The sequence below is a fragment of the Allobosea sp. genome (assembly GCF_030694325.1).
Lineage (GTDB): Bacteria > Pseudomonadota > Alphaproteobacteria > Rhizobiales > Beijerinckiaceae > Allobosea.
The window spans coordinates 1-10,982 of sequence record NZ_JAUXYO010000146.1; the positions used below are offsets into that span (position 1 = coordinate 1).

10 protein-coding genes and 1 pseudogene are annotated in these 10,982 nt (G+C 63.1%); 7 read left to right on the top strand and 4 right to left on the bottom strand.

All coding sequences use genetic code 11. From position 1 onward, the window contains the following. The 7 genes and pseudogenes from Q8M82_RS08755 to trmFO form a co-directional block, all read left to right on the top strand. Positions 1-329, top strand: a pseudogene (locus tag Q8M82_RS08755) (excinuclease ABC subunit UvrA); the annotation flags it as partial. A gap of 100 nt (positions 330-429) precedes the next feature. Next, on the top strand, positions 430-1,035 hold the full coding sequence (locus Q8M82_RS08760) for a hypothetical protein (RefSeq protein ID WP_305690980.1): 606 nt from the start codon (positions 430-432) through the stop codon (positions 1,033-1,035). Next, the gene (locus Q8M82_RS08765) at positions 1,032-2,969 is read left to right on the top strand and encodes a caspase family protein (RefSeq protein WP_305690981.1); all 1,938 of its coding nucleotides are present in this window, start codon (positions 1,032-1,034) and stop codon (positions 2,967-2,969) included. The genes Q8M82_RS08760 and Q8M82_RS08765 overlap by 4 nt, the downstream gene beginning before the upstream one ends. A gap of 548 nt (positions 2,970-3,517) precedes the next feature. Continuing rightward, positions 3,518-3,844 carry a hypothetical protein gene (locus tag Q8M82_RS08770; RefSeq protein ID WP_305690982.1) on the top strand — a complete coding sequence of 109 codons (327 nt, stop codon included), beginning with the start codon at positions 3,518-3,520 and terminating at the stop codon, positions 3,842-3,844. Between the two features lie 265 nt (positions 3,845-4,109). Further along, positions 4,110-4,649: an invasion associated locus B family protein gene (locus tag Q8M82_RS08775; protein WP_305690983.1), complete on the top strand. Its 540-nt coding sequence runs from the start codon at positions 4,110-4,112 to the stop codon at positions 4,647-4,649. A 403-nt stretch (positions 4,650-5,052) separates the two neighbouring features. Then, positions 5,053-5,208, top strand: a complete 156-nt coding sequence (locus Q8M82_RS08780) for a DUF1127 domain-containing protein (RefSeq protein WP_082732703.1) — start codon at positions 5,053-5,055, stop codon at positions 5,206-5,208. 167 nt (positions 5,209-5,375) lie between these two features. Further along, entirely contained in the window at positions 5,376-6,782 is a 1,407-nt protein-coding gene (trmFO, locus tag Q8M82_RS08785) for a methylenetetrahydrofolate--tRNA-(uracil(54)-C(5))-methyltransferase (FADH(2)-oxidizing) TrmFO (protein WP_305690984.1), read from the top strand. Between the two features lie 92 nt (positions 6,783-6,874). On the opposite strand, the gene Q8M82_RS08790 is transcribed toward trmFO, so the two are convergent. The 4 genes from Q8M82_RS08790 to secD form a co-directional block, all read right to left on the bottom strand. Further along, positions 6,875-7,768 (bottom strand): phytoene/squalene synthase family protein, encoded by an 894-nt coding sequence (locus Q8M82_RS08790; RefSeq protein WP_305690988.1) that lies wholly within the window; start codon positions 7,766-7,768, stop codon positions 6,875-6,877. Positions 7,769-7,897: 129 nt separating this feature from the next. Next, positions 7,898-8,275, bottom strand: coding sequence for an Mth938-like domain-containing protein (locus Q8M82_RS08795; RefSeq protein ID WP_305690985.1), 378 nt, complete (start codon positions 8,273-8,275; stop codon positions 7,898-7,900). A gap of 17 nt (positions 8,276-8,292) precedes the next feature. Beyond that, a complete protein-coding gene (secF, locus tag Q8M82_RS08800; RefSeq protein ID WP_305690986.1) occupies positions 8,293-9,240 on the bottom strand; it encodes a protein translocase subunit SecF in 948 nt (315 codons plus the stop codon). A 30-nt stretch (positions 9,241-9,270) separates the two neighbouring features. Next, positions 9,271-10,881: a protein translocase subunit SecD gene (gene secD / locus Q8M82_RS08805; protein ID WP_305690987.1), complete on the bottom strand. Its 1,611-nt coding sequence runs from the start codon at positions 10,879-10,881 to the stop codon at positions 9,271-9,273. Positions 10,882-10,982 lie beyond the last annotated feature (101 nt).

A 10,982-nucleotide genomic window follows, 5' to 3' on the forward strand; every position in this document is an offset into this window, starting at 1 on the left:
CCGGCCGCACGCTCTACATCCTGGACGAGCCGACCACCGGCCTGCATTTCCACGACGTCGCCAAGCTGATGGAGGTGCTGCACGAGCTGGTCGAGCAGGGCAATTCCGTCGTCGTCATCGAGCACAACCTCGAAGTGGTGAAGACGGCCGACTGGGTGATCGACATGGGCCCCGAAGGCGGCGACGGAGGCGGCGTCGTGGTCGCCGAGGGCACGCCCGAGGCCATCGTCAAGGCCGGCAAGGGCCACACCGCGCGCTTCCTCAAGGAGGTGCTGGAGCGCCGGCCGATTGCGAAGGGCAAGGCGGTGGCGCGGGAGGCGGCGGAGTAGCGCTCGCCCGCCTAGCCTCAGACGGTTTTGGAGTTATGATGAAACTACGTGCGATTCGGTACTCCGACTTTACGTAGAGCTGAACGCGAGAGCACTGCGGATGAAATCCCCTCCGTTCTTTTTACGCGACCACGAATCTAAGATATCGGATATTTTTACGGATATAATTCGAAGATCGACGGATCAGCATACTCGGCAATACGTTGGGACAATACTAAAATACAAACACGGAAATTCCTGGAGCGCCGTAGGCGGCAATAATGAATTTCGAACAAATATGTATTCATTTTCAGCTGAAACAAAAATAAAGCACTCCGATTTAATTGACCACAAACTTCAAATAATCGAAGATCACGTTAGAGAAATTGTTAATTCTTATCGGTCTCAGTTTGGAAAAAACTTTTACGGCGTCATCTCGGAGTCAGCATACGCTGGAGCCACTTCGATTGATCTCAGTACGAACATGAGCGCCGAGGCCAGCCTCTCTTCTGCCATAGCGTCCGCAGAATGGGCTGTCGATCGTTTCGGGCGCGCAAAACCACCCGAAATTCACGTTGGATCAGCCGCGTTCCAAAAGATTCAGCACTTAATTGATGAACGCGGGGATGCCAAAAGCCCTGACCTCGAGCGAATTTTCGCAAGAAAGGAAGCAGAAGCGGTAGGACGAGAGGCAGATCGCATAGCTCAATATAGGTTCCGGCCATGAGAGTTTGCATTTGTGTTGGATGCAATAATTACGATCATGAGCAGAACCTAAACGGAGCAGAAGGCGACGCTCAAAATGTATTTCGTCTCCTTACGAGCGTTGAATACGGTGATTACGACCCGACGACGTCAAAGCTTGTTCTCTCGCCAAGCGCCAGCGAATTGAAAGACGCACTCGTAAGTTGCCTTTATGACTGTGGCCCAATCGACGTAATCACATTTGTCTTTGCTGGTCACGGCGTCGTGGCTCACGAAACATTTTATCTTGCCCTACGTGATACCGATTCGCGCAGGCTCTCGCTTACTGGATACAGCTTCTCCGAAATAGTCCGGGCAGTTGTATCGATAAATCCAAAGCAAGCAAATTTCGTCATAGATGCCTGCAACAGCGGCGGCGTTGGGTACGATCTATCCACCATCTTGCGAGGAAGCTTAGTGGGGAACTCGGGCACCGTAGGTGTTTCGCTCCTTGCAGCCGCTGCATCGGACGAGACTGCGTGGGAGGGGGATAGCGGAGGAGCCTTCACCAACGAACTTGTAAGAGCGATCTCAGGGAAAGCGCATGTAAATGCCCATAGCCCATACCTCGACCTTGGCGAGATCGGCAGCGTTATCACTCCAAAGACGCCGGGCAATGAGAAGCAGACAGTGTCTCGCTGGGCGTTGAATGTTCAGGGACCGGGGCGTTTCGTCCGGAACCCGCACTTTTGTACAGGGCCGAACACGAATCCCATTATTGATCTGAGTGAGCAAATGTCGCTCAAACTATCAGAAAACGATGTGGCTAAAATTAAGAAGATATCATCCAGCTTGACTGAAGCCATCGATGAGCGTCACATTTTTGAATTTCTTTTACAGATCACTAAAGACATTCCGCCGGATCACGGGGCGGCTATTCTTCAGGGACTTCATGTCAGCTTGGTAGCAGAAGCGCAACGCTCAACTGATCCATTCGCAGCCGCACGAGTGTCCAGCTGCTTTGTGGCCTGTATGGGCCATCTGTCCGCAACAAGTTCTCTAGCCAGAGCAAATTTGGCTCTTATGATAGATAGCCTTGTCAATTCTGACTATGTTGCAATATTATCATTATCCGACCAAATTCGCATTAATGAGTTTGCCCTACTTAGAAACGGACTACCAGATCTATTCGCTCTTCCAATTCGGATATCGGATATACTTGGCCGAATCGGTTCGGTTGCGCTATCAGATCGAATTGATTCCGATCAAATATCAAATTTAAGGGATATATCAGAAAAAATAATTGATATATATGGCAATTCGCTATTGTCAGTATCAGAAGATCAAGCAACAAATATTTTTGTTTTTATTGTCGCAAGCTATCATAATGGGTGGATCGAAATTGCCGAGCAGGTTATTTGCCGTATGTTTATTGATCTTGTGAACAACCATGGAAGAGTAACGCCGGCTAACGTTCTTCCAAGCGACATACCTAAACTTTTGGCTGAGCGTTACTCCATAAAATCAAATCTTGACGAGTTTTTCTACGAGAATCCATCTGATCTCTCGTCTGTAATTATATTACTTGGCGCCCTAGGTGGAATTGACGAAGCAATAGATTATGAGTTAATACGAATTGATCTTCTGAATATCAATATTCATTGCCCAGAAACGCCATTTTCAATTTTTAGAAGATCACCTATGCCGGGGCAAAATCTTACTCTGACAATCGGGGAACGAATTTGGCGCTGTATCGATATACGTCGAGCTTGGGAGTTTGATATCAAACCTCTCCTTCTAGGCTCGACAGATGATATAGTGCCAGATGTTTGGTTTTCAATGTTGCACGTCAGTTTAAGCTATCGTGACCGCATACCGTGGGTTTTTGCCGCGCGAACTTTGAAATTTGAAAGCGGCCCGCTTCGAAAAGTGTCAGTTGACGATGGAACGGTGATTTGGCCAAACACGGGCAGCTAAACTGAATTTTTGAATCGGTTTTGCCTTACCTTATTTTTGGGCCAAACTTATCCCCGCCCTTCCCACCGCCCCCATACTGCCCTCGCCCATCACCCAAACGGGGCGGCCATCCGGAGGTGTGCCAGTGGCTGGGTGACGGGTCGGCGCCTGCGGCTGGTTTCACACGCCAGACTCGGGAGGCTTCGGGGCACCGCCCTGGGGGTACTACGGCCCCTGTGCGAGGAGCTCGCTGGAACGGTGGTTGGCATCACGCCTTCGTCCCATGCCTGACGGCGCGACAACCCGATGAGGGGAACTGGCGCCCGAGGCTCGCGGCGAGGGATGGCTTTCGACCCGATAAGCGCGGCCCGGAGCCCAAAATCGCCGACAAGCGGAGCGCCGGGGGGCGTGCGGCGGGTGGCTCAATCCCGCCGCGCCGCGACCTGGCTCAACGGTTGCGGACCTCGACCCAAGCGCCTCGCGGCGCTCCGCCAGCCCCGTTCGACCACCGACGCTGCAGCAGCGGGCGGGGGCTGGCGCTCGCCCCCCTCCCCGCAGGGAGACGATCCATGACCCGCAAACAACCCTCCGGCTTTTCGCCCGAGCACATCGCCAATTTCCACCGCACCCAGCAGATCCGCCGCGACCTCCTCAGGAAAATGGGCGACATCCTCGAGGTCTGGCGCGACTGCACCGACAAGGCCTGCCAGCGCGGCCGCAGCTGCAAGCGCGACGACGCCGCCTGCCTCCACGGCTTCATGCGGGCCCTGCCCGACCAGGACCGCCGCCTGACCGGCTACATGATCCAGAACGGCGCCGCCGGGCTCTCCCCCGACGCCGCGCTGGCCAAGGCGCAGGCGCGCGTCGCCGCCGAGAGCGCGCAGGACGGCGGGTGACATCGCTCAGCCCTCCCCGTCATTCCGGCCAAGGCGCAACGCGCCGCAGCGCCGGAATCCATCGGAGGGCTCCGGAGCGCTACGATGGATCCCGGAGCGGCGCTGCTGCGCAGCTTGTCCGGGATGACGGCATCGCGCGCGGGGCGATCTGGTCAGACAGGCCCGCCCCGGAATGACGGAAGCGCCAAAACCGGACCCGCCGCCATCGTCACGCCCTGTTAACCCGTTTTTACCACCCTGCCCGCTTCGGACGAAAGGAGACAGGATGACGAATCCAGCCACCCGCACGCCCCGCCGGGGCCCTCGCGCCCTCATGGCCGCCACGCTGGCCCTCGCCGGCCTCGCCCTTGCCGCGCCCGCCGGCGCCGCCCCCACCGCCACCCCGCTCGGCCAGTATGGCAGCTGGACCGCCGCGGCCTTCGGCCAGGGCGAGGCACGCAGCTGCTATATCCTCGCCACGCCGACCAGCGCCGAGCCGGCCACGCTGCGCCATGGCGAGGTCCATTTCTTCATCAAGGAGAGTGAGACGGCGCAGCGCACCGAATCCAGCCTGCAGGCCGGCTATGATTTCGAAAGCGGCTCGGAGGTCACCGTCACCATCGGCGACGAGACCTTCCGCATGATCACCCAGGGCAGCCATGCCTGGCTGCGCCGCATCGAGCGCGAGCCCGAGTTGCTGGCGGCGATGCGCGCCGGCCGCGTCATGGCGCTGGAGGCCCGCTCGGGCCGCGGCAACGAGACCCGCTACGAGTTCTCGCTGTCGGGCGTCACCGCCGCCTCGCGCCATCTCGCCAATTGCGAATGAGGAACGGGGCCGGGCGGCCCGATTCGCGTCGCCCGGCCCGCTTTTCTCCCTGGACCGCGTCGATTCCGACGCAAAAGGGTGAATCAGCCCTTATGTGCAGCGCAGCATCGTTAAGGCGCCAAACCTGCCCATGGCGACGGCAGATTGGCCTGACCAGCCGACCGGCGGCGACGGGATGCGCAACGATTAGGCAAAAACCTCGCGAATCTTACCGATCCGTTAACCGCTGGGCGCGGGTGAGACGGCAAAAGTGAAGCAATTGAGAATGGTTCATGCCTCAGACGCATAACGGAGCTGACTCCGTGCCTCTGTTGGGAGCGGGCTGGCTCACTTATATGCAGCGCACAACGAATTCATCGCTGTGGGCACCGACCCGCTCCGGAAACCTAGTAGGACCATCGTTATGTTCGTCACCATGATCGCCGCCAAGATCCGCGCCTATCTGCGCTATCGCGAGACCGTTCGCGAGCTCTCCCGCCTGACCGACCGCGAGCTCGACGATCTCGGCCTGTCGCGCACGGAGATCCCCTTCGTCGCGCGCACCCACGCCGCCGTCTGAAGACGCTGTCGTCCCGCACCGGCGGGGCGCCGAGTAGTCTCTCCCGGAGCCGCGATCCTCCCTCGCGGCGTCCGGTCGCAGAGCGAATGCCCGCCGCAAGGCGGGCATTTTGCGTTTCGGGGCCGCGCACCCTTGACGCCCCGGTCGGCGGGCGACACATCCCGGAGATGGAACCCGTTCACATCATCGGCGGCGGTCTCGCCGGCTCCGAGGCCGCCTGGCAGATCGCAAAGGCCGGCGTCCCCGTCATCCTGCACGAGATGCGGCCCGTCCGCGGCACCGACGCGCATAAGACGGAAGGGTTGGCCGAGCTGGTCTGCTCGAACTCCTTCCGCTCCGACGATGCGCTCTCCAACGCGGTCGGCCAGCTGCATTGGGAAATGCGCCTGCTCGGCTCGCTGATCATGGCAAAGGGCGACGCGCATCAGGTTCCGGCCGGCGGGGCGCTCGCGGTCGACCGCGACGGCTTCTCGCAAGCCGTCACCGCCGCGCTCGAAGCCCATCCGCTGGTCACGATCGACCGCGCCGAGATCGCCGGACTGCCGCCGGCCGAGTGGGACAGCGTCATCGTCGCCACCGGGCCCCTGACCTCGCCCGCGCTCGCCGCCGGCCTGCAGTCGCTCACGGGGGAGGATGCGCTCGCCTTCTTCGACGCCATCGCCCCGATCGTGCATTTCGAGTCGATCGATATGGACCAGGCCTGGTTCCAGTCGCGCTACGACAAAGCCGGTCCCGGCGGCACGGGCGCCGACTACATCAACTGCCCGCTCGACCGCGACCAGTACGAGGCCTTCATCGACGCGCTGCTGGCCGCCGAGACGACCGAGTTCAAGGAGTGGGAGGGCACGCCTTATTTCGACGGCTGCCTGCCGATCGAGGTGATGGCGCAGCGCGGCCGCGAGACCCTGCGCTGGGGCCCGATGAAGCCGGTCGGCCTGACCAACAAGCACAACCCGACGGTCAAGGCCTATGCGGTGGTGCAGCTGCGCCAGGACAATGCGCTGGGCACCCTGTTCAACATGACGGGCTTCCAGACCAAGCTGAAATATGGCGAGCAGGCCGCGATCTTCCGGATGATTCCCGGCCTGCAGAATGCCGAGTTCGCCCGCCTCGGCGGCATCCACCGCAACACCTATCTGAACTCGCCGAAACTGCTCGACGCCCGGCTCCGGCTGAAGGCCGATCCGCGCCTGCGCTTCGCCGGGCAGATCACCGGCTGCGAGGGCTATGTCGAAAGCGCCGCCATCGGCCTGCTGGCGGGCCGGCTCGCCGCGGCGGAGCGGCTCGGCCGGGAGATCGAGATCCCGCCGGCAACGACCGCACTCGGCGCTCTGGTCAACCACATCACCGGCGGCCACATCGTCACCATCGACGAGGGGCCCCGATCCTTCCAGCCGATGAACATCAATTTCGGGCTCTTTCCGCCTATCGAGAGCCAGGCGACGCACGCCCCCGACGGCAAGAAGCTCAAAGGCCCGGCCAAGAGCGTCGCCCGCAAGCACGCGCTGACGGGCCGTGCCAAGGTCGAGATGGAGGCTTGGGTGGGCGGGGCGCAGGCTCAGGCGGCGGAGTGACATAGGCTCGTCATGCTCGGGCTCGACCCGAGCATCTCGGGCCGGAGATTCTCGGGTCTGCGCTCCGCTCCGCCCGAGAATGACGAGTTCGTTCAGCCCGCCGCCCGCGCCATCCGCCAGATCGCCCATTGCCGGCGCCAGGCCGGCAAGGTGATGATCGTGCGGTAGGGGTCGTAGACCGAGCGCTCCATGCGCGCGAGATAGGGCTCGACCAGCGCGACCGGCAGGAAGGCCGGCATCACGGCGGAGGGGATCGTGCTGCGGAGTTCCCGCAGCTTGGCCAGATGCCCGCGCGCGATGCCGCGCAGTTCCTTCAGCGTATAGAGGACACCCGGCCCGCCGCGCCCGCGCACGATATCGTCGCGGGTGACGCCGTTGCGGGCGAGGATATCGCCGGGCAGATAGACCTGCCCCTCGGCCGCATGCCAGGGAAAGGCGCGCATCAGCCCGGTCAGCGCATAGGCGACGCCGGCATAGCCCGCGGCGGCCGCCCCGCCGGGATCGCGGCCATTGGCGAGGATGATCGAGGCCAGCCGCACCAGCGCGCTCGCGGTCTCGCCGGCATAGCCCTCGAGATCGCGCAGCGACGGCATCGGGTCGTCATAGAGGTCGAAGATGCGCGCCTCGATCAGCCCGGTCAGGGGCGCGATCGGCAGGCGGTAGCGCGCGATGCTGTCGAGCAGCGCCGCGGCGACGGGGTGTCCCTGCGTCTCGCCGCTGGCCTGCCCTTCCAGCAGATCGCGCCACCATTGCATCCGCACCTCGCCCGGCAGCGGCTCGCTCACCAGCGCGCGGATGCGGGCGATCTCGAGGCTGAAAGCGTAGAGCGCAAACAGCGACGGTCGCTGCGATTCGGGCGCGTAGAGGCAGGTGATGTAGCGGTCGTGATCCTGCTCGCGCACCAGCGTGGCGCAATGGGCATAAGCCTCCGGCAAAGCGGACGTCACGGCGTCGCTGCGGCGGTCGGTCTCGGTTGCCTGCGGCATCATCTGGCCTCGATCCGGTGCTGCCCCCTCGGCCACGACGTCCAGTCTAGGACGAGGCACCAGCGGATGGCTACGCCCCTAGCGACATGGGCGACCCGATTTCGGGCGGGCGCCGATTTGTCGCGCCGATCAGTCCACCGCGATCAGGGCCGCCGCCACGCGCCGCTCCTCGGCCACGAGCACATTATAGGTCCGCGCCGCCGCCCCGGTCGCCATGCCCTCGACGGTGATTCCGCGCTCCTTCAGCAGGGCGCGCCAATCATGGGGGATGAAGGCGATGTCGGCGCCGGTGCCGATCAGCAGGAAGTCGATGCTCTCCGCCTCGTCCAGCACCGGCTGGAGCGTGGCGGGTGTGATCTCGGAAAAATGCGTTACCGGCCAGATCCGGATCCCTCCGGGGAGCGCCAGAACCGATCCGCGATGGCTCATGCTGGCGAAGCGGAAGCCGCCCGCACCGAAGGCATCGAGTTGGTGGCGGCCGGGAACGAATCCGTCGAAGCGGCTCATCTCGGCGGCCGCGCCATTCAGCTCTTCGCGCCGGCGGCGACCTTCTCGTCGGTGCTCTCGCTGCGGCTGAAGCCGGAGCGCACGTCGAGATACAACAGCACCGGCGTCGAGACGAACATCGCCGAATAGGTGCAGACGATCACGCCAAACAGCATCACGAGCGCGAAGCCCTCGATCGCCGTGCCGCCGAACAGCACGAGCGCGACCAACGCCAGCACCGTCGTCGTCGAGGTGATAGCGGTGCGCGACAACGTCGAGTTGACCGAGAGATCGAGCAGGTCCGGGATCGGCATGGTCTTGTAGCGCCGGAGCAATTCACGCGTCCGGTCGAAGACCACGACAGTCTCGTTGAGGGAGTAGCCGACGATGGTCAGGATCGCCGCGATCGAGGTCAGGTTGAACTCGAGCTGGGTGATCAGGAAGAAGCCCAGCGTCAGCACGATGTCGTGCAGCGTGCCGAGGATCGCACCGATGGCCAGCTGCATCTCGAAGCGGAACCAGAGATAGATCAGCACGCCGACGATCGCCAGCACGACGCCCAGCGTTCCGGCCTGGACGAGTTCTCCCGAGACGCGTGGGCCGACGGTTTCGACCCGGCGGAAGTCGTAGGTCGAGGCGAAAGCCTCGCGCGCATTCGAGACCACCTGCTGCTGCGCGGTCTCACCGCCCGGCTGGAGCGCGAAGCGCATCGAGATCTCGCCGCCGGAGCCGAACTCCTGCACCTCCGCCTCGCCGAAGCCGAGACCGTTGGCCGTCGTGCGTACCGCGGCGATGTCGGGCCTGCCCGACTTGGCCTGCATCTCGATCAGCGTGCCGCCGCGGAAGTCGATGCCGAAATTGAGGCCGACCGTCAGGAACAGGGCCAGCACGAGCAGCGAATAGGCGGCCGAGAACGGATAGCTGAACCGCCGGAAGCGGACGAACTTGAAACGGGTGCCGTCGGGAACGATGCGAAGCAGACGCATGCGCTGATCTCCTTGAACAGTGGGCTTGCGTCAGAACGGGAGCGATTTGGGCTTGGCCCAGCGGTACCACAGCGCGATCAGCATGCGCGTCAGCGTCACCGCGGTGATGACCGTGGTCAGGATGCCGAGAATGAACACCACGGCGAAGCCGCGCACCGGGCCGGATCCCAGCGCAAACAGCGCCAGCGCGGCGATCAGCATGGTGACGTTCGAATCGATGATCGTCGCGAAGGCGCGCTGGAAGCCGGCCTCGAGCGCCGAGACCAGCGAGCGGCCCTGATGCGATTCCTCGCGCATTCGCTCATAGATCAGCACGTTGGAGTCCACCGCCGTACCGATCGTCAGCACGATCCCGGCGATACCCGGCAGGGTCATGGTCGCCCCCAGCACCGACATCAGGCCGAAGATCAGGCAGACATGGACCAGCAGGGCGATCGAGGCGATCAGGCCGAACAGGCCATAGGTGCCGATCATGTAGAGGATCACCAGCACGGTCGCGATCAGCGTCGCCATCTTGCCGGCCTGGATCGAGTCGGCGCCGAGCCCAGGGCCGACGGTCCGCTCCTCGACGATCGTCATCTTCGCCGGCAACGCGCCCGCGCGCAGCAGGATCGCGAGATTATTGACCGACTCCACGGTGAAATTGCCGGAGATCTGTCCGGAGCCGCCGGTGATCGGCGATTGGATGACCGGCGACGAGATCACCTTGTTGTCGAGCACGATCGCGAGCGGACGGCCGAGATTTTCCGTCGTCGCCTGGCCGAAGCGCTGGGCGCCGCGAATGTTGAAGCGGAAATTGACGATCGGCTGCGCGGTCCGCGAATCGAAGGCGGGCTGAGCGTCGATCAGGTCCTCGCCCTCGACGATGACGCGCCGCTCGACCGGGACCAGCGAGCCGCCGGCATCCTGCGAGGGCAGCATGTCGACATCGCCGCCCTGGCTCTCGGCGACCATGCGGAACTGCAGCTTGGCGGTCTGCCCGAGAATATCCTTCAGGCGCTGCGGATCCTGCAGGCCGGGCACCTGGACGAGGATGCGGTCGAGCCCCTGGCGCTGGATGTTGGGCTCGGTCGTGCCGAGCGCGTCGACGCGGCGGCGCAGAACCTCCATCGCCTGCTCGACGGCGCGGCGGACGCGCTCATTGGCGCCGGCTTCCGTCACCGTCAGCTGGATCAGCCCGTCGGGCTGCTCGGCGACGTCGATCGTGTTGTTGCCGGACGGCCCGAAGGCGCCCAGCGTCCCGACCGGCTGCGCCAGCTCGCGCAGCTTCGGCAGGAGCCTCGCCCGGTCGGAGGCCTCCGGCACGCGCACGCTGACGCCGCGCGCCGTCATGCCGATGCCGCCCGAGAAGCTCACGCGCTCCTCGCGCAGGATGCGGCGGACGTCGTCGCGCAGCTGCGTCACCTGGCTGCGCACCAGATCGGCGCGGTCGATCTCGAGCAGCACATGCGAGCCGCCCTGCAGGTCGAGCCCGAGCACGACGGCATGGATCGGCAGCAGGATGCGCGGGATCCAGGACGGGGCGCCCTGCTCGATCGCCTTGCGGGTCTCGGGCGAAAACAGGTTCGGCAGCGCGAAGCCGCAGCCGAACAGCAGCACGAGCAGGACGACGATGACCTTGCGGGTCTGGAAACGGAGCATCTGCGTGTAGCGCCTTGTTGTCGCGTGCCGGCCCCTCGCGGGGCCGGGCCTGATGAAACCCGCCGGGGGCTGGTCAGCTCTTGACCGGCTCGCCCTTGGCG